Genomic DNA, 23,508 nt, shown 5'->3' with positions numbered 1-23,508 from the left:
CTTGTGCCGTACTACGCGTATAGTTTCGCTGTGAGCAACCACAGCACAGACACCGAAACGTCAAATTCACAGGCCGGCGGAGTGCAGTCGGTCGATCGTGCCATCAGCGTCCTGGAGATCCTGGCCCAACGCGGCGAGGCGGGCGTCAGTGAGGTGGCCGCCGAGATCGACGTTCACAAGTCCACCGCGTTCCGCCTCCTCGGCGCCCTGGAGGCACGCGGTCTGGTGGAACAGGCGGGTGAGCGGGGGAAGTACCGGCTCGGCTTCGGGATCGTACGGCTGGCCGGCGCGGTCACCGGCCGCATCGACATCACCCAGCAGGGCCGTCCGGTCTGCGAGCGTCTCGCCGAGGAGATCGGCGAGACCGTCAACATCGCGGTGCTGCAGGAGCATTACGCCATCAACCTGTACCAGGTGCGCGGCCCCGCGGCGGTCACCGCGCACAACTGGGTCGGCCAGCTCACGCCGTTGCACGCGACGTCGAGCGGCAAGATCCTGCTGGCGCACCTGCCCGCCGGGGAGCGCGCCGCGCTGCTGGCCGAGGCGGGCCTGAAGAAGGTCACCCCGCACACCATCACCTCGAAGGCGAAGCTGGAGAAGCACCTGGCCGAGGCACGGGAGGCCGGATACGCCTGGACCCTGGAGGAGTTGGAGATCGGCCTGCACGCCATGGCCGCCCCGGTCCTCGACCGGGAGGGGAACGTCATCGCGGCGGTCACCGCCTCCGGGCCCTCGTACCGTTTCACCGAGGAGCGCATGCGCGAGCTGGCCCCGGTACTGATCAAGGGCGCGGAGGAGATCAGCCACCGGATGGGCTACCTGGGCTGAGGAAGCCCGCCGCTGAGCCGCTCGCTCACCCAGTCGTGGAAGGCGCCGATGTGGTGCTCGCTGGGCACCAGGACGCCGCCCTTGGCGTACATCCGCGAGCTCATTCCGGGCTGCGTGCGCTCGCAGGCGTCGAAGTCCTGCTGGTTGACGCGGTGGAAGAGCTCCACGGACCGGGTGACGTCCTTGCCGCTCTCGACGACGTGCGGCAGATAGAGCCAGTCGCACTCGACGATCGTGCGGTCGGCCGACACCGGGTACATGCGGTGGAAGATCACGTGGTCGGGGACGAGGTTGATGAACACCTGCGGCTTGACGGTGATCGCGTAGTAGCGGCGGTCCTGCTCGTCGCCGACGCCCGGGATGCGGTCGAGGCCCTCGCTGCCGTCGACGGTGAAGCCCCGGACCTCCTCGCCGAACTCGGCGCCGTGGCCCACGTAGTACTGCGCGGCGTAGCCGTCCGCGAACTCCGGGAGCACCTCGGTGAGTTCGGGGTGGATGGTGGCGCAGTGGTAGCACTCCATGAAGTTCTCGATGATGAGCTTCCAGTTGGCCTTCACGTCGTACGTGATGCGCTTGCCGACGGAGAGGTTGTCGATGTCGTAGTGCTCGATCGCCTCGACGTCCCCCAGCCGCTCGACGACCGCGCCGATGACGTCCTCCTCGAAGGAGGGCGGGTTCTCCGCGAGGCAGACCCAGACGTAGCCGAGCCATTCGCGCACGGCGACGCTCGCCAGGCCGTACTCCGTCCGGCCGACGTCGGGCATCTTGGTGAGGTTGGGGGCGGCGACGAGCTTGCCGTCCAGGCCGTAGGTCCAGGCGTGGTAGGGGCACTGGAAGGCGCGCTTGACCTCGCCGGACTCCTCGGTGCACAGCTTGGCGCCGCGGTGCCGGCAGACGTTGAAGTAGGCGCGGATCGAGTGGTCCCGGGCGCGGGTGACCAGGATGGACTCGCGGCCCACGTCGACGGTGCGGAAGGCGCCGGGTGCGGCCAGCTCGGAGGCGCGCGCCACACAGAACCACATGGTCTCGAATATGCGCTCCTGCTCCTGGGCGAAGACCGCCGGATCCGTGTAGGAGGAGCCGGGCAGGGTGGCGATCAGGCTGTCCGGCAGGCTGGTCGAGGTCACGGTGCACTCCTCGGGGAACGTCGTGGAGGGGTCATTCACGCGCCGGGAAGAGCGACTCCGGACGGCGTTGGGGCGATACACGCTTCTGTTGTTCATTACGCAACGGCGCGCACTGTGCGCAACTGCTGCGTCCGCAGCATGTGGTGCCGCGGCGGCGGTGTCAAGACGTGGCGGCGAGCTGCTTGCGCCACCGCGTGAACAGCCGGGGCTGGTTCATGCCGAGCACGGCGACCGGCTCTCCGGCACGCCGGTAGACGGCGAGGACGTCGCGGTCGCCCACGGCGCCCGCCTCGACGGTCACACTGTCGGCGCCGGCCGCGTGACCGGCGAACTGGATCTTCACGCCGTACTGGTCGGACCAGAAGTACGGCGGCCTGGGCACGCCCGGTTCCACGGCGCCGCCCGCCAGCAGCGCGGTCACGGCGGCGTCGGGGCGTTCTCGCGCGCCGGTCCAGTGCTCGACCCGGCGATGGGCGCCCGCGCGCGGGTCGTACCAGTTGGCACAGTCGCCGACCGCGACCACCCCGGCGATGCTGGTGCGCCCGTCGGCGCCGCACTTGACGCCGTTGTCGAGCGCGATGCCGGAGCCCTCCAGCCACTCGACGCACGGGCGGGCGCCCACGCCGACGACGACGATGTCGGCCGGCACACTCCGGCCGTCCTCCAACAGCACGGCGTCGACGCGTTTCTCACCGCTGAGGCCCTTGACGCCGACGCCGCACAGCAGTCGTACGCCATGGTCGGCGTGGAGGCCGGAGACGACGGCACCCATGGTCTCGCCGAGGGGGCCGGCGAGCGGCGTGGGCGCGGCCTCGACGACGGTCACGTCGAGTCCGAGGGCGCAGGCGGTGGAGGCGACCTCGGCGCCGACGAACCCGCCGCCGATCACCACCAGGCGTCCGCCGCGCGTCAGTTCGTCCCGCAGGGCGCGGGCGTCGTCGAGGGTGCGCAGGGTGTGCACGCCGGCCAGACCCGCGGAGCCCGGCAGGGTGCGGGCGGCGGCGCCGGTGGCGATGACGACGCCGTCGGCGGGCACCTGACGCCCGTCGGCGAGCCGCAGGGCACGGGACGTACGGTCGAGTCCGGTGGCGCGGGTGCCGAGCAGCCACTCGGCGCCCAGGTCCTCGCCCTCGACCTCCAGGACCAGGTCCGCCTCACCGAGGGTGCCGGCCAGGAACTCCTTGGACAGTGGCGGCCTGTCGTACGGGCGATGGGTCTCGTCGCCGATGACGACGAGCCGTCCGTCGTAGCCCTGCTTGCGCAGTGAGCGCGCCGCCGACAGACCCGCCAGCGACGCGCCCACCACGGCGACGGTCCTCACGCGGGACCTCCGGCGAGCCGGGAGGCGATGCACGGCGGCAGGTTGGGGGCGTCGGTCGACACCCGCACATAGATCATGCCGTCCTCGACGACGACCTCGTGCGTGCGGACCGGCAGCTTGGCCGGGGGCGCGTCGACGGCACCGGTGCGCAGGTCGAACTTCGAGGCGTGCAGCGGGCATTCGACCTCGCAGCCCTCCAGCCAGCCGTCGGCGAGCGAGGCGTCCTGGTGGGTGCAGGTGTCGTCGATGGCGAAGACCTCGCCGTCGTCGGTGTGGAACACCGAGACAGGCGGGTCGATGTCGAGCCGGAAGGCCTCACCTCGCGGGAGATCCGCGAGACGGCACGCGGGAATCATCATGACACCTCGGTGCGTATAGCGAAACGGATTGCGGTAAGCGCAACATCAGTCTGGGGTCGCCCAGAATGCTTGTCAAGGAGTTCCGACGCCACGACAACCCGTTACTTCGGGTTGCTCCATCCGCAACTTCTTGCGCGATACGAGACGCGAAAAGCGACAGCCCGCCGTTCCGTCCGGCGTGGGCCGGACGGAACGGCGGGCGTGGCGGGGCGGAGGGGGGCGGCGGTCAGAAGCCGCGGTCTATCCACTCCTGGAGATGGGGCGCCTCGGCGCCGATGGTGGTCGTCCCCCCGTGCCCGGTGTGGACGACCGTGTCGCCGGGCAGCGTCAGCAGCCGCTCGCGGATGGACTCCACGATGGTCGGAAAATGGGAGTACGACCGCCCCGTGGCCCCGGGTCCGCCGGCGAAGAGGGTGTCCCCGCTGAAGAGCGCCCCCAGGGCCGGCGCGTGGAGACAGACCGCGCCGGGCGCGTGTCCGGGGGTGTGCAGCACGGTCAGCTCGACGCCCGCGACCGCCAGCACCTGCCCGTCGGCCAGTTCGGCGTCGGGCGAGCGGTCGGGGTGGGTCTGTTTCCACAGAGGCAGGTCATCCGGGTGGAGGAGGACGGGGGCCCCGGTGCGGGCGGCGAGTTCCGGCGCGGCGTCGATGTGGTCGTTGTGCGCGTGGGTGCACACGACCGCCCGTACCCGGCGCTCCCCCACCGCCGCGGCGATGGCGTCGGCGTCGTGGGCGGCGTCGATGACGACGACCTCGTGGTCGTCACCGACGATCCACACGTTGTTCTCGACGTCCCAGGTGCCGCCGTCCAGGGAGAACGTCCCGGAGGTGACGAGATGTTCGATGCGGGCGGCCATCACAGCACCACCACCGAACGCAGCACGTCACCGCCGTGCATCCGCTCGAAGGCCTTCTCGACCTCGTCCAGGGCGATCGTCTCGGTGACGAAGGCGTCCAGGTCGAGCCGGCCCTGCCGGTAGAGGTCGATCAGCATGGGGAAGTCGCGGGAGGGCAGGCAGTCGCCGTACCAGGAGGACTTCAGCGAGCCGCCGCGGCCGAAGACGTCGAGGAGCGGCAGTTCCAGTTTCATCTCCGGGGTGGGCACACCGACCAGCACCACGGTCCCGGCGAGGTCACGGGCGTAGAAGGCCTGCTTGTACGTCTCCGGGCGCCCGACCGCCTCGATCACGACGTCCGCGCCGAAACCGCCGGTCAGCTCGCGGATCGCCTCGACCGCGTCGTTCTCCTTGGAGTTGACCGTGTGGGTGGCGCCCAGCTGCTTCGCGGTGGCCAGCTTGCGGTCGTCGATGTCCACGGCGATGATCCTCGCCGCGCCCGCCAGCCGGGAACCGACCACCGCAGCGTCCCCGACGCCGCCGCAGCCGATCACGGCGACGGTGTCGCCACGGCCGACGTTGCCCGTGTTGATCGCCGCGCCGATGCCGGCCATCACACCGCAGCCCAGCAGGCCCGCGGCCGCCGCCGACGCGTCCGGGTCGACCTTGGTGCACTGCCCGGCGGCGACCAGGGTCTTCTCCGCGAACGCCCCGATGCCCAGCGCCGGCGACAGCTCGGTGCCGTCGGTCAGCGTCATCTTCTGCTTGGCGTTGTGGGTGTTGAAGCAGTACCAGGGCCGTCCGCGCAGGCAGGCCCGGCACTGCCCGCACACCGCACGCCAGTTGAGAATCACGAAGTCACCGGGCGCCACATCGGTGACCCCCTCCCCCACCGACTCCACGACACCCGCCGCCTCGTGCCCCAGCAGGAAGGGGAAGTCGTCGCTGATGCCGCCCTCGCGATAGTGCAGGTCGGTGTGGCAGACCCCGCACGCCTGGATCTTGACCAGCGCCTCGCCGGGGCCGGGATCGGGCACGAGGATCGTTTCCAGGCTGACGGGGGCGCCCTTCGCGCGCGCGACGACAGCACGGACCTGATGAGTCATGGCCACTCCTCGGCTGGTACGAGACCTGATCCCGATGTTGCTCATTACGGCACGCATCTCACGTGTCGCAACACAGCATCACGGAGTGGTGGGCGAGGGTCAAGGAGTCGGCCCGTCGGCCTTGAGGGAGTCGATCCAGCCGAGGAGGCGGCCACCCTCGCGCGTCATGACCTCAGGGTCGCGCAGGGCGTTGGCCAGCAGCGACATGCCCTGGTAGGCGGAGACGAGGGTGAGGGCGTGACCGTCCGGGTCGGGCACCCCGGCGACCCGGAACTGCCCGGAGACCCAGTCGAGCAGCTGCCGTACGACGGCGGCCGCCTCCGCGTCGAGGGTCCCCTCCTCTCGCTTGTCGAGCTCGACTGCGAGCGTTCCGGTGGGGCACCCGCGGCGGGCGGCGGTATCACGCCCTTCGACCCAGGCCGCGATCAGCCCCCTGAGCCGGTCGAGCGGGTCGGGCATTTCCTCCAGGGCCGCGGTGAGTTCGTCCAGCCGGGAACGGTGCTCGGACAGCGCGGCCTGGACCAGCTCGTCCTTGGTCTTGAAGTAGTAGTAGACGTTCCCGACCGGGACCTCCGCCACGCGCGCGATGTCGGCCAGCGTGGTCCGTTCGACACCCCGCTCGTGCAGCACCTGGGCCGCCGCGGCCTTCAGGCGACGCCGCTTGTCGGCCGCGCGCGCCACCCGGGGCGCCACTGAGTCAGTCACCCAACCAACTATAGGCAGCGGCCGTGTTCCGCTGCTAAGGTCTTCCAAGTCAGTCAACTAACTAACTTGGGGGAAGTCGATGATCGTGGTGACGGGTGCGACCGGCAATGTGGGGCGGGCGCTGGTGCCGTTGCTGGCCGGAGCGGACGAGGAGGTCGTGGCCGTCTCGCGGCGGCCACGGCCCGCGGACCTCCCGGCCGGCGTCCGGCATGCCCGGGCAGACCTGGCGTACGCCGCGAGCCTGCGGCCGGTCCTCGACGGCGCCGACGCGTTCTTCGTCGTGCTCGGCGGGGAGCTCAACAGCCGCGGCGAGAGCCCGAAGGCCCTGCTGGACGAGGTCGCGGCCGCCGGTGTGAAACGGGTCGTCCTGCTGTCCTCCCAGATCAACTCCACCCGGCCGCAGGCGGCTTCGCACGCTCGCCTGCGCGAGTTCGAGGACGTCGTACGCGCCTCGGGAGCGGACTTCACCGTCCTGCGCCCGGCCGGCTTCGCCTCCAACGCCTTCGCCTGGGCGGAGTCGGTGCGGACCCGGCGCACGGTGTTCGCACCGTTCGGCGAGGTGGCCCTGCCCGTCGTCGATCCGGCCGACATAGCGGAGGTCGCGGCGGCGGCGCTGCGGGAGGACGGGCACGCGGGACGGACGTACGAACTCACCGGACCGGAGGCGATCGGTCCGCGTCGGCAGGCCGAGGTGATCGCCGAGGCACTGGGCGAGGACGTCGCCTTCGTGGAACTCTCCCGCGAGGAGGCCCATGCCCACCTCGCGCGGTTCATGCCCGAGGAGGTCGTCGACGGCACCCTGGACATCCTCGGGCTGCCCCTGCCGGCCGAGCAGACGGTCACCGCCGACGTGCGGCACGTGCTGCACCGTCCGGCGAGGCCCTTCGCCGACTGGGTCGCCCGCAACCTGGCGGCCTTCCGATGAGGCCCGGCGGAAAAGGAGTTGGGGCGACGGCGGGCGCTTGATAGCGTGCGACAGCCGTGAGACCGAGCGAGGAGGTGAGACCCGTGAACGCTGTATTCATATGGGTGCTCCCCCTCCCGTCACGGTCGGGCGACTGACGTAGCCGTCGCCGGGAGCGCCGCGATCATCAGGCACTCCCGAAGGGCACACGCATGAACTCTTCCTTTTTCACCGCCGAGAAGACGTCCGAGGGTGTCCTCGAACGCGACTTCACCGTGGGCGACGTCCCCGGTGTCCTCTGGTCGCCCGCGTCCGGCGCCGACCGCGCGCCCCTCGTACTGATGGGCCACGGCGGCGGCACACACAAGAGGTGGCCCGCGATGACGGGCCGGGCGCACCGACTCGTGACCGGCGCCGGTCTCCACGTCGCCTGCATCGACGCACCCGGTCACGGCGACCGGCCGCGTACAGCGCACGACGAGCGGGAGATCGCCGTCATGCAGCAGGCGATGGCGGCGGGCGAGCCCGTCGGCCCGATCGTCGTCCGCTACAACGCCCACCTGGCCGAACGCGCCGTACCGGAATGGCGGGCGACCCTGGACGCCCTCCAGGAACTTCCCGAGATCGGGACCGGAGGACCGGTGGGCTACTACGGCCTGAACATGGGCACCGCGATCGGGGTACCGCTGACGGCCGCCGAGCCGAGGATCACCGCCGCCGTCTTCGGCCTCCACTGGCCCGACGCCCTGGCCGAGGCGGCCCGGCGGATCACGATCCCGGTCGAGTTCGACATGCAGTGGGACGACGAGCACATTCCGCGGGAGGCCGCTCTCGCCCTCTTCGACGCCTTCGCCTCCGAGGAGAAGTCACTGCACGCCAACGCGGGCCGGCACAAGGAACTGCCACGGTTCGAGGCCGACAGCGCGGTCCGGTTCTTCGCCCGCCACCTGGTACGAACCGTGACGGTTCCGGCCTGACCGGTGGGATGCCGGCGCCCGGCCACCACCTCGGGCGCCGGCATCCTCGCACCCCACAAAGCTCCCGCGGCCGGCGTGTCAGGGGTGTCAGGGGTGTCAGAGGGGGATCCTAGACTGCGGTCGTGACCGAGGACGAACTTGTGGAAGCGCTCCGTAGCGCCGTTTCCCAGAGCGACGTTCCTCCTCCCGCCACGCCTCAGGCGGTGGCCGAGACCGAGGCCGCCTGCGGATACCGGTTGCCACCCTTGCTGGTGCGTCTGCTGACATCGGTCGCCAACGGCGGATTCGGACCACGCTGGGGCGTCTACGGAGTACGCGGCCACGACTGGTACGGCACGGACCTCTTCGCCGACATGACGGAGGCGGCCATCGCCTCCGCGCACTCCCCGGACTGGAAGCAGCGGCGCTGGTGCCTGCCACTGATGGACTGGGGCTGCGCGATCATGACCTTGATCGACTGCCGCGATCCGGCCGGGCCTCTGTGGGGCTGGGACCCGAACCTGTGCTGTCTGGACCACGCCCTGTTCCCGCTCGATCAGAACCTGGCGCAGATGCTCGGGGAATCACTCACCGCCGCATACCCCGAGCCCTTCTACGCGGGCTACTTCTCGGACCTCCGGCGTACTGAACCGGGCTGTGTCCCACTGGCATGGGAGAACGGCCGGGTCAGGCCCCGAACGCCCGCCGCGTGAGACGGCGGGCGGACCCGGGCCTAGTCCGGCAGTTGTTCCAGCACCGTGGCGATTCCCGCCCGCTCCGCGACGTCGATCAACGCCTGGCCCATCATTGAGACCGGCTCGCGTGCGGGGAGGACCAGGCCGATGCGTTCCGTGCGGACCGGGCGGACCAGGGGTACGGCGTGCATGCCGGCGGGAACACCGAAGACGTGCAGCCAGGCATGCGGCACGATGCTCGCCCACTGGCCCGCTCTGACCTGGGCGAAGAGGGAGGCGATCGAGTCAGTCTCCACCCGTGGGGTGACGGAGACGCCGACCGTCTCGAACGCCGCCTCCAGCACCTGGCGTCCCTGCATGCCGGGGTGGAGCAGACACAGCGGGTACTGGGCCGCGTCCTGCCAGGAGATCTCCGCCGGGCCCGAGTCGGGGACGGTGCGCCGGATGAGCAGGACGTAGCGCTCCCGGTACAGCGGGACGAACTTGAAGCCCTGTTCGACGACGGTGCTGTGGTAGGTCACGGCGGCGTCGAGTTCGTACGTGCCGAGCCTGCTGACGATGTCCACGGACTGCAGGTCGGCGAAGACCTGCACGGTCGCCAGCGGGTTGGCCGCGCAGAACGGCTGGGTCAGCAGCGCGACGGCCGTGGCCGCGGTCGGAACGGTCCCGATCCGCAGCCGGCCGGTCAGGCCGGCCCGCAGCGCCTGGATCTCGTCCTGCATCGCGTCCCGGTCGGCGAGGATACGCCGCGCCCACACCACGACCCGCTCGCCCTCCGGCGTGAAGCCGTCGAACCTGCGCCCGCGTCGGACCAGCGGGATGCCGAGCTCGTCCTCCAGCTTGCGGATGCCCTCGGACAGCGTCGGCTGGGAGACGAAGCAGGCCTGCGCCGCCCTCGCGAAGTGGCGGGCACGGGCGAGGGCGACGAGGTACTCGAGTTGACGCAGCAGCACCCTCCCATGATCCCCCGCATCCGACCCGCCGGCACCGGTGGCCCGCGCACGCAGCGGTGATCGGTGTGGCCTGTCAGGCGATCGGAACTTCCGCTTTGACCTGGCCGGACGCCCGGCCGAACAGTGGGGAGGCAGATCGGCAGGAAGGGGCGTGTCACCCGATGCGGGACTTCGACGAACCGGACGGGGACGAACTGTCCGTCACGGCTCCCAAGACCTGGGCCACCGGCGCCCCCGCGGTCGCCCACGCCCTGAAGTACGCCCTGGGCCAGACCTCCCCCCGACGCACCGCCCTGACACTGCTCAACATCAACCAGGCGAAGGGCTTCGACTGTCCGGGCTGCGCCTGGCCCGAGCCCGCCCCCGGGCAGCGGCACCGCAACGAGTACTGCGAGAACGGCGCCAAGCACATCAGCGACGAGGCCACCACCCGGCGGGTGACCGCGGAGTTCTTCCGCGAGCACTCGGTCGACGAACTGAGCCGCAGGTCGGACCACTGGCTCAACCAGCAGGGCCGGCTGACCGAGCCGATGGTGCTGCGCGAGGGCGCCACCCACTACGAACCCATCGGCTGGGACGAGGCGTTGGGCCTCCTCGCCGGTGAACTGCGCGCCCTGGACCACCCCGACGAGGCGCTGTTCTACACCTCCGGCCGGCTGGCCAACGAACCCGCCTTCCTGCTCCAGCTGTTCGCGCGGGCCTTCGGCACCAACAACCTGCCGGACTGCTCCAACATGTGCCACGAGTCCAGCGGTTCGGCCCTCGGCGAGACCCTGGGCATCGGCAAGGGCAGCGTCAGCCTCGACGACCTCTACGACGCCGACCTCGTCTTCGTCGTCGGCCAGAACCCCGGCACCAACCACCCCCGCATGCTCTCCGCGCTGGAGGAGACCAAGCGCCGCGGCGGCCGGGTCGTCGCCGTCAACCCGCTGCCCGAGGCCGGGCTGCTGCGCTTCAAGCACCCGCAGAAGGCGCGCGGCGTCCTCGGCCGCGGTACCCAGATCGCCGACCAGTTCCTGCAGATACGGCCCGGCGGCGACCTCGCCCTGTTCCAGGCGCTGAACCTGCTGCTGCTGGAGGCGGAGGACAAGGAACCGGGCACCGTCCTGGACCGGGAGTTCATCGAGGCGCACACCACGGGCTACGACGCCTTCGCCGAGCACATCCGGCAGACGTCCTGGGACGCGGTCCTCGACGCCACCGGGCTCACCCGCGACGAGATCGAGCAGGTCCACGAACAGGTCCTGGCCGCCCGCGGCGTCATCGTCTGCTGGGCGATGGGCCTGACCCAGCACAAGCACGGCGTGCCCACCATCCGGGAGGTCGTCAACTTCCTTCTGCTGCGCGGCAACATCGGCCGTCCCGGTGCGGGCGTGTGCCCGGTGCGCGGGCACAGCAACGTGCAGGGCGACCGCACCATGGGCATCTGGGAACGGATGCCGCAGCCGTTCCTGGACCGCCTGGGACGCGAGTTCGCCTTCACGCCGCCGACGGCGCACGGCCTGGACTCCGTCGACTCCATCCGGGCGATGCGCGACGGACGCGCCAAGGTCTTCGTCGGTGTCGCGGGCAACTTCGTCCGTGCCACGCCGGACAGCGACGTCACCGAGCGCGCCCTGCGCAACTGCCGTCTGACGGCGCACATCTCGACCAAGCTCAACCGCTCCCACGCAGTGTGCGGGCGCACCGCGCTGATCCTGCCGACGCTCGGCCGCAGCGACCGCGACGTCCAGGCGGGCGGGGAGCAGTTCATGACGGTCGAGGACTCCATGAGCGAGGTCCACGCCACCCGCGGCCGCCTCGCCCCCGCCTCCGGGCACCTGCTCAGCGAGGTCTCCATCATCACCCGTCTCGCCCGCAGGGTCCTAGGCGCCGAACCGGACATCCCCTGGGCGGAGTTCGAGGCCGACTACGACCTCGTCCGCGACCGTATCGCGCGGGTCGTCGACGGCTTCGAGGACTTCAACGAGCGGGTACGGCGCCCCGGCGGCTTCCGCCTGCCCAACCCCGTCAACTCCCGTGTCTTCCGCACGCCCAGCGGCAGGGCCGTGTTCACCGCCAACGACTTCACCCTGCTGCGGGCCCCCGAGGGCCACCTGGTCCTGCAGACCCTGCGCTCGCACGACCAGTGGAACACCGTCCCCTACGCCATGGACGACCGCTACCGCGGCATCAAGGGCGGGCGGCGCGTCGTCCTCGTCAACGAGGCCGACCTCACCGGTCTCGGCCTCGCGGACGGCGACCTCGTCGACCTGGTCGGCGTCTGGTCCGACGGCTCGGAACGCCGCGCCGACGCCTTCCGCGCCGTCGCCTACCCCACTCCCCAGGGCTCGGCCGCCGCCTACTACCCGGAGACCAACGTCCTGGTGCCGCTCGACAGCGTCGCCGACATCAGCAACACCCCGACGTCGAAGAGCGTAATCGTACGGCTGGAGCGGGCCGCCACGGCCGGCTAGTGCCCTCCGCACCTCGCTCAAAACGTTACAACCCTGTCCGGGGTAGACTTGCGTCGCCTACATGGACCACGTCGTGCCTGGTCGCGCGGCTGTCACAGCGAGGGGGTGGACGCCATTCCGGTTCGCCCCGCCCGTATCCAGGACGTCGCGGCCGCCGCCGGGGTCTCGGTCTCGACGGTGTCCAACGTCCTCAACCGCCCCGAGCGCGTCAACGCCCGCACCGCGGAGCGGGTCCGCGACGCGGTCGCGGCGCTCGACTACGTCCCCCACCCCGGCGCGGCCGGCCTGCGCACCGGCCACTCGTCCTCGATCGGCCTGGTCCTGCCGGACGTCACCAACTCCTTCTACGCGCGCATCGCGAGAGGCGCCGCCGACGCCGCCTACGACCACGGCTACTCCCTCGTGCTGTGCCACAGCGGGGACGCGCCGGAGCGGGAGCAGGGCTACTTCACCATGCTCGCCGAGCAGCGGGCCGTCGGCGTCGTGGTGGTGCCGCTCAGCGCCGACCCCACCCGGCTGACGCGGCTGCGCGAGCGGGGCATCCCGCTGGTGCTGGCGGACCGGGCGATGCCCGCCCAGGACGGCTGTTCCGTCTCCGTCGACGACATCGCCGGCGGCCGTATCGCCGTCCGGCACCTGCTGGAGTGCGGGGCGCGCGACATCCTCGTGGTCAACGGGGAGCGGTCGATACGCCAGTGCGCCGACCGCCACCAGGGCGCCCGGCAGGCCGTGCGCAGCCGGCGCGAGGCACGGCTGGGTCAGGTGGTCGCGGAGGAGATGACCGTCGGGTACGGCCTGGAGATCGCCCGTGGTCTCGACGAGCTGCCCGACGCGGTGTTCTGCACCAACGACTTCCTCGCCGCCGGGCTGTGCCGCGGGCTGGCCGAGCGGGGGGTGAAGGTTCCCGAGGACGTGCAGGTGGTCGGCTACGGCGACCTCGACATCGCGAGTTTCGTGGGCACGACCCTGACGACGGTGCGCCAGCCGGTCGAGGAACTCGGCAGGGCGGCCGTGGAGATGCTGCTCGACGAGGTGGAGGCGGGGGCCGAACACGCCCACGAGGCACGGGTGTTCGCGCCGGGGCTGGTCCTGCGGGACTCCACCCTGTCACTGTCCGGCGGCTGATCCGGGGATCGTCAGCGTCACCGGCCCCAGCAGCCCCGACGACAGCTGGGAGGGGAACGCCCAGGCCGTCGGGGTGGTTTCGGCGAGATACGGAGCCAGGGTGTTGCGCACTGTCACCTCGATCCGGACCGTGCGTCCGGCGGCGCCGCGCAGTGCGAAGCGGTAGGGCGGACAGAACGCCTCTCCGACGAGTTCGCCGTCGAGCGCCACCTCGACGCTGCCGCGCACCCGTCCCAGGTCCAGCACCGGGTCCTCTCCTGCGGGTACCTCCAGCTCGCGGGCGTAGGTCACGCCGCCGCTCCAGCCGCCGAGGCCCAGCGACCGCCAGTCCCCCAGGGGCAGCGGTGCGGGCACCGTACGCAGCCGTACCGGCCCGCGCCATGCTCCGCCGCCGCGCAGCACGGCCGTGGGTGCGGTGACGACCTCGACGTCGGCCGCCTCGGCCAGGGGTCGGTTCAGCATCAACTCGGTTGTAGTGAGGGTCTGTTCGGGGAATCCGTCGACCTTCACCCGGGCCGGCAGCGCCAGCGGCAGATCGAGCGCGACGGTGCCCGGCGGCACGGTGAACCGGAAACGCTGTGCCGCCTCGCGGACGTCATCGGTGCAGCGCACGGGCAGTACCGGGGCCCCGAGCACCGGAGTTCCGTTGAGCCACTCGGCGTCGGGCAGCGGGTGCGGCCGTACCGCCGCGTGACAGTGCTGCAACTCCCCCCAGCGGCCCTCGTGTTCCACGGTACGACCACTCCACGAACCCGTCCGGGCCTCCCACCCGGCGCCGCTGACCAGCGAGGCCGCACCAGCCACGAGGTCGACGAACACCGCGTCCCGCGTACGGGTGCCGTCCGCCACGACGTCCAGCACGTGTTCGCCCGCCGCAGGCGACAGTTCGTGCCGGAAGAACATCGGCACCGCGCCCCAGTCGGACTCGTAGTACTCGGCCTTCTCCTGCCGGGCCACGACGACGCCGTCGAGCAGCACGGTGACGCCCGCCGCGGCCCCGACCACCAGTACCGCCCGCGCCGCGCCGTCGGCGACGGACAGCCGCCCGCGGTAGGTCACGGCGCCGTCCGGTCGCACGCCCTCGGGCAGGCACATGAACCGCGGGCGCGGGCCGAACCGGTCCGGGTGGGAGAGGCAGAAGTAACTGCCCAGCGGGGCATGGGCCTTGGCGGAGATCTGGGAGGGGCGGTCCTCCGCGTCGGACAGTTCGTACTCGAGGACGTTGCGCGGCTGGTCGACGTCCACGCGGGCGGAGGCCAGACTGCCGCTGCCGGTCTCCAGTGGTTCGCCGTTCCACCACACGCGTTTGGCGGCCGCCGCGCCGACGTTCAGGTCGGCGGACCCGCGGTGGTCGGTCTCGACGATGGTCCTGACGCGGGCGACGGTCCCGGCGCCCGGCACCGGGACCCGTACGAACTCCTCCGTCACCAGGCCCTTGTTGCCGAGCAGACCGTCGGGGTCGGGGATGCCGCGGCTCGACGAGAACAGCGACACCGCCCACCTCTCCTCGGGTGGCACGAGCGGCAGTTCGCCCGTCAGGACGCGTGCGACGGTGGCACGGTCCAGCGGGTCGGGGGCCCGGTCGGCGGGTACCGGGGGCAGATGGCGGACACGGTTGCCGTAGGTGGCCCGCGTCCGTCCCCAGCCGGTGTCGTTCTCCGTCCAGTCCATGGTCCAGATCTGTGGCTGGTCGACGGCGGAGTCCGCAGGCAGGGCGAGGTCGCCCCAGGTGTTGTCAAGGGTGGGGACGAGGCGGCCCTGCCAGCCGGTCGAGAGGTCGATCGTCCGGGCCGGCTCGCGCCGTCGTGCCGTGCCGCGGGCCACCGGGTCGCCCTCGCGCCATACGACGAGGGCGGCCGGGGCGCCGTCCAGCGAGACCTCGATGGCCGACACGTGCGGCGAGACGGTGACGTGGGCGGGGTGCCGGGTGCCGGTCGCGGGGTTCCAGACCTCGGCCTCGGCGACCGGAGCGCGTACGGTGACGGTCCTGGTGCGGGCGTAGCGCGCGGGGTCGATGGTGTGGTCGCCCTTGGGCGGTTGGGCCCGGGCGTCGGGGAAGGCCGCCGTCACCAGGGCGACGGCCTGCTCGCCCCGCCGCCGGACGAGCAGGGGCACGTCGGCCGTCGCGTGGCCCGCGGCGTCCTCGACGGCCTTCGCGCCCGCCTCGGCGTCCGTCGCCCGCAGCAGCCTCGGATGCGCGGTCAGGGCCGCCACGGCGCAGTCGTCGCCGGCCAGTCCGGCCGCGGCCTCGGGGAGGCGGCCGACGGCCACCACCCGGCCGCCGGCGTCGAGCAGTTCGGTCAGCCGTCGTGCCGTGCCCTCCTCCAGGACCGTCGCCGAGGGCAGCAGCACCGCGCTGTAGGCCGACTCCCCCACGCGCAGGGCTCCTTCGGTGGCGGCGGCGCGCTGCACCGAGGCGTCGTCGATGACGTCGAAGGAGATGCCGTGCCGGTCGAGGGCGCCCGTCCGGGGCCGGAGCCAGTTGTTCGTGCCGCAGAGCTCCAGGTAGTGGTGCTGGGTCTCGTCGACGTCGGTGTGGCCCTCGCCGAGGCGGCCGTCGCCGAAGTGCCGGACGGGTGCGTCCAGGGGGATGAGGGCCTGCATGGTGGCGGTGGGGTGCAGGACGGCGACGTCGGCGCTGTAGGTGCCCCAGGACATGATCGAGCAGATCCGGGCGACGGCGCGGGAGAAGGCCGGGTACTGCCGCCAGTACGGCTGGCGCCAGTCGGTGGAGGGCGGCGCCCACTCGAACCAGCCGCCCGCGGTGCCGAAGTAACTGGCGTGCGGGTTGTACAGGTTGGCGCCGCTGCGCAGGAACGGCAGCAGCCAGTCGTAGGTGTCCTCCAGGGTGCCGCCCCAGCCGGAGGAGTGGAACGCCTCGATCCACACCCGTTCATGGCCGTAGAGATGGGCCATGGAGGAGTGCACCTTCGAGTCGCCGTGGTGGTCGCTGCCGGCGGCGCTGAACCAGCGGTGGGTGCGGAAGTAGTCCGTGTAGATCTGGGTGGACTGGGCCGGGTAGCCGGAGCGGGCGGGGTGGCTCTGGTCGCAGCCCAGGAGCATGCCGCGTTCCCCGTGCCAGGCGGCGAGCGGCTTGAACAGCGCCTCCTCGGTGAGTTCGGCGCGCACGGCGTAGTAGTCGGCGCGGATCTTCGCGGACCGCGGGCCGTCGGGCGGGTCGGCGTCGAAGAGGGCGGGGAGGTGGTCGAGGAGGTCGTAGCCGCGGCGGGCGAGGAACTCCTTGGGGAAGCGGGTGCTCCAGGAGTTGGTGGCGGGCAGTTCGTCCTGGAAGCTTCCCGCGACGACGTTGCCCAGGTACTCGGGCACACGGCGGTCGAACTCGTGGTGGACGGCGTCCATGAGCAGGCCGACGGAGTCAGGGTCGAGGTAGTCGAAGGCCGTCGGGACGGCGGTGACGAGTTCGACCCGGGTGCCGTCGGGGGCCGCGATCCGACCGGTGCCGGTGCCGGTGCTGTTGGCGGTGCTGTTGCCTGTGCTGTTGCCGGTCAGGCGCCGGCCGTCGGCGGCGTAGGCGCCCACCAGGGTCTCCGAACCGCCCACCGCCACCGTGCCGTTGGAGACGGTCGTCCAGCGGTGGCGCAGCGCGAGCCCGGCCGCCTCGGGGTGCAGGCGGGTCACCCCGCCCTGGACGTTGGCGCCGGAGAACCCGATCTGGTCGTAGAACCACAGGCGCATGCCCGAGTCGCGGGCGAGGGCGCAGGCGTCGGTGAAGCGGGCCCACCACTCCTCGCCGAACCACGGCGGGTCGTCGGCCGGGGCACCGAAACCGGGCCCGGCGGGGGCCAGGTTGATGACCACGAGGTTGTGGACGCCGCCCTCGGCGAACCGGCGCATCTGCCAGGCGAGGCGTTCGCGCGTGACCTTCGCTCCCGACCACCACCACAGCGGTGTGGGGCCGAAGTCCCGGGGAGGGTCGTCGAACAGCTGCTGCAGGGCGGATGAGATCACGGATGCGGTCCTTCCGGCGGCGGCTCGGAGGCTCTCACGGATCAAAAACGTTCTATACGCGGTTCACGGTAGAACACCGGCAGGAAGCCCACCAGCGTGGTGACCTGACCGATGCTCGGTTCCCTCTTTCGCAGCCATTACGTGCGCCACGTCTTGTTGGAACGTTTTTCGGCTCCTACAGTCACTGTGACTCGGCCCCCCGGCCCACCCGGCCGCAGAGTCGCGACGTTCCCCTCCGCTCGGCCATTCCCCAGACGACGGAGTCGCATCATGGCCTCAGCCACGAGCTCCCCCGCGCACGCCGAACAACCCATCCCCAAACACCTGTGGAAGGTCGCCGCCCTGTCGGGCATGGCCTCCTACCTCGATGCCGCCCTCATCGTCAGCATCGCCGTCAACCTGGCCATCTACCGCGACAGTTACCACATGGGCGTGTGGATGGCGGGCGCGATCAGCGCGATCGTCACCGGCTGCATCGCGGTCGGCTCCCTCGTCGGCGGGCGGCTCGCCGACATGTTCGGCCGCCGCCGCGTCTACAACTGGGACATCTTCTGCTTCGCGCTGGGCGCGGTCGTCATCACCCTGGCGCCCAACGACGTCGTCCTCTTCGGCGGTGTGCTCGTCGCGGGCCTGGCGGCCGGCGCGGATCTGCCGACCTCCCTCGCCGTCGTCTCCGACGCCGCCCCTGCCGACGGCCGGGCCCGTCTGGTGTCCTTCACGCAGGTCATGTGGGTGGCCGGCATCGTCGTCGTCATCTTCCTCGGCTATCTGCTGTCGGACACCGGCATGACCGGGGCTCGCTGCATCACCGGCCATCTGGCCGTCGCGGCGCTGGTCACCTGGCAGCTGCGCTCCCGGCTGGAGCTGGCCGACGAACCCTCCGTCGCCGAAGTGGCCCAGGAGGCGGCCGTGTTGGAAGCGCCGCGTGGTACCGCGCTGAAGAACGTGTGGAACCGTGCCGCTCTGCTGCCGATGGCCCTGACCTTCCTCTACTACGTCACCTGGGGCATCGGAGCCAACACCTTCGGCCAGTTCGGGACGTATCTGCTGGTGACGGTGAGCGGCGCCTCGCAGAGCCTGGCCACCGGTATCAACCTGGCCTTCCTGCCGATCGCGCTGGTGCTGACCTTCGTCTTCGTGCGCCTGGCCGACACCCCCTGGCGCGACCGGCTGTTCTACGTGTTCACGCTCGTGCAGATCCTCGCCTTCTGCATCGCCTCGCTCACCGCCGGCGCCCTGGCCGGGATGCTCGTCTTCTTCGTGCTGTACCAGATCTCCAACCCCTTCGCGGGCGAGGCGAGTTACAAGGTGTGGTCGCAGCTCATCCTGCCCCCGGACACCCGGGGCACCACCCAGGGTCTGACCTACGCCCTGTCGCGGGGCGTCTTCGCGGGCGTCGCGTTCGTCACGCCGGCCCTCATGGAGTACAGCGCGTCCCTCCTCCTCTGGTCGATCACCCTGTGCATGGCGGCGTCGGCGGTCGCGGGCGTGTACATCGTCCGTGTCCTGGTCCGCCGTACCCCTCGGGCGGCACCCGCACCGGCGGACCTGGGTGTGGCCGGGGCCTGAACGCCGCAGCGGTCCCCACCCGGGGCGCGGACCTCACAAGGAGCACCGACGATGGCAACGACCGACACCCCGACCGCGAGCGAGGACCGCGCCGCCGTACTGCGCGATCTGCTCCCCCCGGTGACCCGCCGCCGCCCCCGGATCGGGCTGGTGGCGGGCGGGCTCGGCACCTACTGGCCGCAGTTCCCCGATCTGCTGCCGCAGTTGAAGGAGTCGGCGGGCTACGTCGCCGAGCGGCTGCGGCGGATGGACGCGGAGGTGACCGACGTCGGCTTCGTCTCCGACGCCGAGGAGGGCGCCGCCGCGGCCGAGCGGCTGCGCCGCACGGACTGCGATCTGATCGTGCTGTTCCTGACGACGTATCTGACGTCGTCGATGGTGCTGCCGGTCGCCCGCCGCTCCCACACTCCCGTCCTGGTCGTCGACCTGCAGCCGACCGAGCGGATGGACCACGCCCGCTTCGACACGGGTGCCTGGCTGGCGTACTGCGCCCAGTGCTCGGTGCCCGAAGTCGGCAACGTCTTCCGCCGGGCCCGCGTCCCCTTCCGGTCGGTGTCGGGCTGGCTGCGGCAGGAGTCCGCCTGGCGGCGGATCGAGCAGTGGGTGAGGGCCGCGCACGTCCGCGCCGCGCTCCGGCACGCCCGGCACGGCCTGATGGGGCACCTGTATCCCGGCATGCTGGACGTGTCGACCGATCCGACCCTGCTGTCCACGACGTTCGGCTCGCACGTGGAGGTGCTGGAGTTCGACGATCTGCGCCACCGGGTGGAGCGGGTGAGCGAGGGGGAGACCCGGGAGCGCATGGAGCTGGCCCGCCGGGTCTTCACGCTCGACGACAGCGTGGTGGACGAGGACTTCGCGTGGGGCGCGACCGTGTCCGTGGCGCTGGACCGGCTGGTGGAGGACTTCGGCCTGGACACTCTCGCGTACTACCATCGGGGCCTCGACGGCGAGCTGCACGAGCGGCTCGGCGCCGGCATGATCCTGGGCGCCTCCCTGCTCACCGCCCGGGGCGTACCGGCGGCGGGCGAGTACGAACTGCGCACGAGCGTCGCTCAGTTGGCCTCGCAGAGCGTGGGCGCGGGCGGCTCCTTCACCGAGATCCAGGCACTGAACTTCGAGGACGGCGTAGTGGAGATGGGGCACGACGGGCCCGCCCATCTCGCCGTGAGCGCCCGCGACCCGCTGCTGCGCGGGCTCGGGGTCTACCACGGCAAGCGCGGCTGGGGCGTCAGCGTGGAGTTCGACGTCCAGCACGGCCCGGTGACGCTGCTCGGTCTGGGCCAGGACGCCGACGGCAGCCTCTCCTTCGTCACCTCCGAGGGCACGGTCGCCCCCGGCCCGCTGCTGGAGATCGGCAACACCACCAGCCGTGTCGACTTCGGCCGTGACCCCGGCGAGTGGGTCGACGCCTGGAGCGCCACCGGTGTGGGCCACCACTGGTCCCTGGCGGTCGGCCATCGTGCCGCCGACTTCCGCGCGGCGGCGAGTCTGCTCGGCATCGACCACCGGCACGTGTGACACCGGCCCGAAGGTGCCTGCCGGCAGGCACCTTCGGGCCCCGCGTCATCGGCCGCGGCCGCCTCTTCCGACGGTCACGTCTCCCGCCGCTCCAGGGGCCTCGTCGCGGGCCCCTGGACGACTTTGCCGTCGGGGTCGAAGCGGGAGCCGTGGCAGGGGCACTCCCAGGTGCGCTCGGCGCGGTTGAAGGCGACCAGGCAGCCCAGGTGCGTGCAGCGGGCGGCGACGGCGTGGAGCTCGCCGGACTCGTCGCGGTGGACCGCGCAGTGGTGTCCGCCGGCCAGGACGACCGCCCCGTCCCCCGGTGCGATGTCGTCGACCGAGCCGCCGCCGGACACCGACGGCAGCCGGTCGCCGACGAAGTGCCGGGCCACGTGGGCCTGGTGGCGCAGGAAGGCGGGCGCCTCGCGGACGACGGTGCCCAGCCGACGGGGGTCGTAGAGCCCGCTCCACGGTGAACTCCGGCCGGTGATCAGGTCGCTGAGCAGCCGGCCGGCCATGATGCCGCCGCTCATGCCCCAGCCGCCGAAGCCCGTGGCCACGTAGGTGTGGCGGCCCGCCGTGGGCAGCGGTCCGACGAGCGGTACGGAGTCGGTGGAGTCGTTGTCCTGCGTGGCCCAGCGGTGGGTGAAGTCGAGTTTCCCGAAGCGTTCCACGGCCCAGCCGGCGAGCCGTTCGAAGCGCTCTTCGACGTCGGCGGTACCGGGGGCGAAGTGCTCACCGGTGACGATGAGCAGCCGCTGTCCGTCGGCGTACGGGGCCGTGCGCACCGAGCGGGTGCCCTGCTCGGGGGTGATGAACATGCCGTGCGGGTCCAGGTCGGCGGGGACGGGGGCGGCCCACACGAGTTCGCGGCGCGGGGAGAGCCGGGTGAAGAGCATGGCCCGGTCGAAGATCGGGTAGTGCGTGGCGACCACGACGTCGTCGGCGCTCAGGGTGACCCCGGCCTCGGTGGTCAGACGGCAGGGCTCGCCCTCCTTGAGCCCGACGACACGTGTCCCCTCGTAGATCGACACGCCCTGCCGCCGCAGGTCGTCGGCGAGGGCGAGGAGGTACTTGCGGGGGTGGAACTGCGCCTGCCCGGTCACCCGGACCGCGCCCTCGACCGGGAACGGCAGATCCGTCTCGGTGACGAAGTCGGCGGGCAGACCGGCCGCCCGGGCGGCCTCCGCCTCGGCCTCGAGTTCACCGACGCGCTCCCGGTCCTCGGTGTAGGTGAAGGCCGCCGTCTCCTCCCAGTCGCAGTCGATGCCGAGTTCGCGGGCCGTCTCGGCGGCGTGGCGGACGGCTTCGGTCTGGGACCGCGCGTACAGCTTCGCCGCTTCCTCGCCCCGGGTGCGGCGCAGCCGCTCGTAGACGAGGGTGTGCAGCACGCTCACTTTGGCGGTGGTGTGGCCGGTGACTCCGGCGGCGATCCGGTCGGCCTCCACGAGCGCCACGCTGCGGCCGCTGCGGGCCAGTTCCCAGGCCGTGCTGAGGCCCGCGATGCCCGCGCCGATCACGGCGACGTCGACGGTGGTGTCCCGCTCGAGCGGCGGGTGGGGGTCTCGTTGGGGTGCCGTGTCGATCCAGTACGACCGCTGCTCGGCTGCGTACGTGTTCATGGCCGCCGGGTTCCCCGGGCGGGCCCGCCGAAGCGCCCGCCGTCGGCCGGGGGGTCAGCGCAGCGGGGGCGGTGGTACGTGTTGGGGCTCCGTCCAGCGGCGCAGCAGGCGGAAGCCCTGGATCAGGGTCAGCGGCCACAGGCCGGCGAAGGCCCGGATGACCCCGGGATCGGAGGTGCGGATGCCGACGACCAGGAGGAGGAGGGAGGCTGCGCCCGACAGCGTCACCGTCGGCGGCAGCCAGAAGGAACGGACCCCGCGCCCGGCCCGCATACGGTGCCTCAGTCGCGGGTCGCGCCGCAGCCTGCGCTCGATGTCCTTGAGGATGAAACGTTCGCGCAGCGAGAGCCGGGTGGCGTCCACGCCTGCCGAGTACCCGGCCGCGGCCGCTGAAACGGGCCCCGCGTGGACCGGCCGCCGCTCGCGGGGCGGAGCCCGTCGGCGGGGTTTCGGCCCCGGCCGACGGGCTCCGTGCCGCGTGCCGCTCTCATCCCGGGGTGATCCGGCCGCGCCAGGAGCCGGTCTCACCGCCGCGCTCCTCGATGTACTCCTTGAACCGCTTCATGTCGCCCTTGACCCGTCGGTCCACCATGCCGAGCGCGTCGGCGGCCTTCTCGACGGTCCCGCTCGGCTCGAATTCCATGACGAGCTCCACACGGGTGTGCAGGTCGTCGAGGCTCTCGAAGTGCACCATGCCCATCTGCTTGGTGTCGCCGCCGATCGTGCGCCAGGCGATCCTCTCGTCGGGCAGCTGGTCCACGATCTCGGTGTCGAACTCCCGGCGCACGTTGCCGATCTTGGTGGTCCAGTGGTTGTGCGTGTCGTCGACCTGGGTGACCTCCTCGACGCCCTCCATGAACTTCGGGAACTCGTCGAACTGGGTCCACTGGTTGTACGCGGTGTGGACCGGGACGGCGACCTCGACCGCTTCCTTGACCTTGGCCATGACTGTGCCTCCCTTTCATCAGAACTGGTCGTCGGGCTCGTGAACGGGGTGCCGGGTACCCCGGATCGGCGCCGGTACGGACCCGGGAGCGGGCCGCGTGCCCGAAAAGGCGACATGCAGGTGTGGCTTCGACGTCAAGCCGGAACGGGACGTCTTCTGGACGGCGGCGGACATCGGCTGGTGGGAGATCATCGAGAAGTACCGGGTGTCGATCCTCTACTGCGCGCCGACCGCGATCCGCACCTTCATGAAGTGGGGCGGGGAACACCCCGAGCGCGGCATCCTGATGTCCACGACGGTGACGTCCGGCCCGTGTCGCTCCACGGCCGTCCGCAGCGCGTCGGCGTCGCCCACGGCCGCGCACACGTCGTGGCCGCGTTCGGTGAGCATCGGGGCGAGCAGTTCCCGCAGCACGGCTGCGTCCTCGGCGATCACGACGCGCATGACCGGCATGATCCCGTAATTCGCTTGACCCCGCCACGGGGGGACACCGCATGGTGGCGGGACACCACGCGTCGTGGTGCCGGTG

The 23,508-nt window shown here is 71.6% G+C and carries 20 protein-coding genes; 8 read left to right on the top strand and 12 right to left on the bottom strand.

Going from position 1 to position 23,508, the window contains the following annotated elements:
* Positions 1-81: 81 nt before the first annotated feature.
* Positions 82-828: an IclR family transcriptional regulator gene (locus tag ACQF4J_RS39830; RefSeq protein WP_351564400.1), complete on the top strand. Its 747-nt coding sequence runs from the start codon at positions 82-84 to the stop codon at positions 826-828.
* Here the strand turns inward: ACQF4J_RS39830 and ACQF4J_RS39825 are convergent.
* From ACQF4J_RS39825 to ACQF4J_RS39800, 6 genes are all read right to left on the bottom strand, one after another.
* The gene (locus ACQF4J_RS39825; RefSeq protein WP_351564402.1) at positions 816-1,955 is read right to left on the bottom strand and encodes an aromatic ring-hydroxylating oxygenase subunit alpha; all 1,140 of its coding nucleotides are present in this window, start codon (positions 1,953-1,955) and stop codon (positions 816-818) included. The genes ACQF4J_RS39830 and ACQF4J_RS39825 overlap by 13 nt on opposite strands.
* A gap of 160 nt (positions 1,956-2,115) precedes the next feature.
* Positions 2,116-3,276 carry an NAD(P)/FAD-dependent oxidoreductase gene (locus ACQF4J_RS39820; protein WP_351564404.1) on the bottom strand — a complete coding sequence of 387 codons (1,161 nt, stop codon included), beginning with the start codon at positions 3,274-3,276 and terminating at the stop codon, positions 2,116-2,118.
* Complete coding sequence (locus ACQF4J_RS39815; RefSeq protein ID WP_058926936.1) at positions 3,273-3,635, bottom strand: bifunctional 3-phenylpropionate/cinnamic acid dioxygenase ferredoxin subunit; 363 nt, start codon at positions 3,633-3,635, stop codon at positions 3,273-3,275. Before ACQF4J_RS39815 ends, ACQF4J_RS39820 begins: the two co-directional genes overlap by 4 nt.
* Positions 3,636-3,861: 226 nt before the next feature.
* The gene (locus tag ACQF4J_RS39810; protein WP_427167997.1) at positions 3,862-4,491 is read right to left on the bottom strand and encodes an MBL fold metallo-hydrolase; all 630 of its coding nucleotides are present in this window, start codon (positions 4,489-4,491) and stop codon (positions 3,862-3,864) included.
* Positions 4,491-5,576 (bottom strand): S-(hydroxymethyl)mycothiol dehydrogenase, encoded by a 1,086-nt coding sequence (locus tag ACQF4J_RS39805; protein ID WP_427167995.1) that lies wholly within the window; start codon positions 5,574-5,576, stop codon positions 4,491-4,493. The genes ACQF4J_RS39810 and ACQF4J_RS39805 overlap by 1 nt, the downstream gene beginning before the upstream one ends.
* Positions 5,577-5,675: 99 nt before the next feature.
* Entirely contained in the window at positions 5,676-6,281 is a 606-nt protein-coding gene (locus tag ACQF4J_RS39800; RefSeq protein ID WP_351584210.1) for a TetR/AcrR family transcriptional regulator, read from the bottom strand.
* Positions 6,282-6,360: 79 nt separating this feature from the next.
* Between ACQF4J_RS39800 and ACQF4J_RS39795 the strand changes: the two genes are divergently transcribed.
* From ACQF4J_RS39795 to ACQF4J_RS39785, 3 genes are all read left to right on the top strand, one after another.
* Complete coding sequence (locus ACQF4J_RS39795) at positions 6,361-7,206, top strand: NAD(P)H-binding protein (protein ID WP_351804744.1); 846 nt, start codon at positions 6,361-6,363, stop codon at positions 7,204-7,206.
* Positions 7,207-7,397: 191 nt separating this feature from the next.
* Entirely contained in the window at positions 7,398-8,162 is a 765-nt protein-coding gene (locus ACQF4J_RS39790) for an alpha/beta hydrolase (protein WP_351804742.1), read from the top strand.
* A 122-nt stretch (positions 8,163-8,284) separates the two neighbouring features.
* A complete protein-coding gene (locus tag ACQF4J_RS39785) occupies positions 8,285-8,854 on the top strand; it encodes an SMI1/KNR4 family protein (RefSeq protein ID WP_351804740.1) in 570 nt (189 codons plus the stop codon).
* A gap of 20 nt (positions 8,855-8,874) precedes the next feature.
* Here the strand turns inward: ACQF4J_RS39785 and ACQF4J_RS39780 are convergent, their stop codons facing one another.
* Complete coding sequence (locus ACQF4J_RS39780; RefSeq protein WP_351804738.1) at positions 8,875-9,789, bottom strand: LysR family transcriptional regulator; 915 nt, start codon at positions 9,787-9,789, stop codon at positions 8,875-8,877.
* 161 nt (positions 9,790-9,950) lie between these two features.
* Between ACQF4J_RS39780 and ACQF4J_RS39775 the strand changes: the two genes are divergently transcribed.
* Positions 9,951-12,245 (top strand): FdhF/YdeP family oxidoreductase, encoded by a 2,295-nt coding sequence (locus ACQF4J_RS39775; RefSeq protein WP_427167991.1) that lies wholly within the window; start codon positions 9,951-9,953, stop codon positions 12,243-12,245.
* A 105-nt stretch (positions 12,246-12,350) separates the two neighbouring features.
* Positions 12,351-13,370 carry a LacI family DNA-binding transcriptional regulator gene (locus ACQF4J_RS39770; RefSeq protein WP_427167989.1) on the top strand — a complete coding sequence of 340 codons (1,020 nt, stop codon included), beginning with the start codon at positions 12,351-12,353 and terminating at the stop codon, positions 13,368-13,370.
* Here ACQF4J_RS39770 and ACQF4J_RS39765 read toward each other — a convergent pair.
* Positions 13,353-17,339, bottom strand: a complete 3,987-nt coding sequence (locus tag ACQF4J_RS39765) for a glycosyl hydrolase (RefSeq protein WP_427167987.1) — start codon at positions 17,337-17,339, stop codon at positions 13,353-13,355. The two genes, ACQF4J_RS39770 and ACQF4J_RS39765, sit on opposite strands and share 18 nt — an antisense overlap.
* Positions 17,340-17,609: 270 nt before the next feature.
* On the opposite strand from ACQF4J_RS39765, the gene ACQF4J_RS39760 reads away from it, so the two are divergent.
* Both ACQF4J_RS39760 and ACQF4J_RS39755 read left to right on the top strand, forming a co-directional pair.
* Positions 17,610-18,908: an MFS transporter gene (locus tag ACQF4J_RS39760; RefSeq protein ID WP_427167984.1), complete on the top strand. Its 1,299-nt coding sequence runs from the start codon at positions 17,610-17,612 to the stop codon at positions 18,906-18,908.
* A 51-nt stretch (positions 18,909-18,959) separates the two neighbouring features.
* Positions 18,960-20,429: an arabinose isomerase gene (locus tag ACQF4J_RS39755; RefSeq protein ID WP_427167982.1), complete on the top strand. Its 1,470-nt coding sequence runs from the start codon at positions 18,960-18,962 to the stop codon at positions 20,427-20,429.
* Positions 20,430-20,503: 74 nt separating this feature from the next.
* On the opposite strand, the gene ACQF4J_RS39750 is transcribed toward ACQF4J_RS39755, so the two are convergent.
* From ACQF4J_RS39750 to ACQF4J_RS39735, 4 genes are all read right to left on the bottom strand, one after another.
* On the bottom strand, positions 20,504-22,033 hold the full coding sequence (locus ACQF4J_RS39750; protein WP_351581762.1) for an FAD-dependent oxidoreductase: 1,530 nt from the start codon (positions 22,031-22,033) through the stop codon (positions 20,504-20,506).
* A 54-nt stretch (positions 22,034-22,087) separates the two neighbouring features.
* Complete coding sequence (locus ACQF4J_RS39745; RefSeq protein WP_427167980.1) at positions 22,088-22,396, bottom strand: DUF3040 domain-containing protein; 309 nt, start codon at positions 22,394-22,396, stop codon at positions 22,088-22,090.
* Between the two features lie 124 nt (positions 22,397-22,520).
* On the bottom strand, positions 22,521-22,979 hold the full coding sequence (locus tag ACQF4J_RS39740; protein WP_351581766.1) for an SRPBCC family protein: 459 nt from the start codon (positions 22,977-22,979) through the stop codon (positions 22,521-22,523).
* A gap of 216 nt (positions 22,980-23,195) precedes the next feature.
* Entirely contained in the window at positions 23,196-23,423 is a 228-nt protein-coding gene (locus ACQF4J_RS39735) for a response regulator transcription factor (protein ID WP_427168718.1), read from the bottom strand.
* Positions 23,424-23,508: the final 85 nt, after the last annotated feature.

It is taken from the genome of Streptomyces sp. C1-1 (assembly GCF_050214755.1).
In the GTDB taxonomy this organism is placed as follows: domain Bacteria; phylum Actinomycetota; class Actinomycetes; order Streptomycetales; family Streptomycetaceae; genus Streptomyces.
The sequence above is the reverse complement of the archived record's forward strand: the minus strand, read 5'-3'. Positions and strand labels throughout refer to the sequence as shown.

What these genes read in the sequence shown, in the direction of transcription:
- ACQF4J_RS39795 (WP_351804744.1), top strand. Translation starts at nt 6,361, where the DNA reads ATGATCGTGGTGACGGGTGCGACCGGCAATGTGGGGCGGGCGCTGGTG.
- ACQF4J_RS39740 (WP_351581766.1), bottom strand. Translation starts at nt 22,979, where the DNA reads ATGGCCAAGGTCAAGGAAGCGGTCGAGGTCGCCGTCCCGGTCCACACC.
- ACQF4J_RS39810 (WP_427167997.1), bottom strand. Translation starts at nt 4,491, where the DNA reads ATGGCCGCCCGCATCGAACATCTCGTCACCTCCGGGACGTTCTCCCTG.
- ACQF4J_RS39790 (WP_351804742.1), top strand. Translation starts at nt 7,398, where the DNA reads ATGAACTCTTCCTTTTTCACCGCCGAGAAGACGTCCGAGGGTGTCCTC.
- ACQF4J_RS39815 (WP_058926936.1), bottom strand. Translation starts at nt 3,635, where the DNA reads ATGATGATTCCCGCGTGCCGTCTCGCGGATCTCCCGCGAGGTGAGGCC.
- ACQF4J_RS39750 (WP_351581762.1), bottom strand. Translation starts at nt 22,033, where the DNA reads ATGAACACGTACGCAGCCGAGCAGCGGTCGTACTGGATCGACACGGCA.
- ACQF4J_RS39805 (WP_427167995.1), bottom strand. Translation starts at nt 5,576, where the DNA reads ATGACTCATCAGGTCCGTGCTGTCGTCGCGCGCGCGAAGGGCGCCCCC.
- ACQF4J_RS39760 (WP_427167984.1), top strand. Translation starts at nt 17,610, where the DNA reads ATGGCCTCAGCCACGAGCTCCCCCGCGCACGCCGAACAACCCATCCCC.
- ACQF4J_RS39755 (WP_427167982.1), top strand. Translation starts at nt 18,960, where the DNA reads ATGGCAACGACCGACACCCCGACCGCGAGCGAGGACCGCGCCGCCGTA.
- ACQF4J_RS39735 (WP_427168718.1), bottom strand. Translation starts at nt 23,423, where the DNA reads ATGCGCGTCGTGATCGCCGAGGACGCAGCCGTGCTGCGGGAACTGCTC.
- ACQF4J_RS39775 (WP_427167991.1), top strand. Translation starts at nt 9,951, where the DNA reads ATGCGGGACTTCGACGAACCGGACGGGGACGAACTGTCCGTCACGGCT.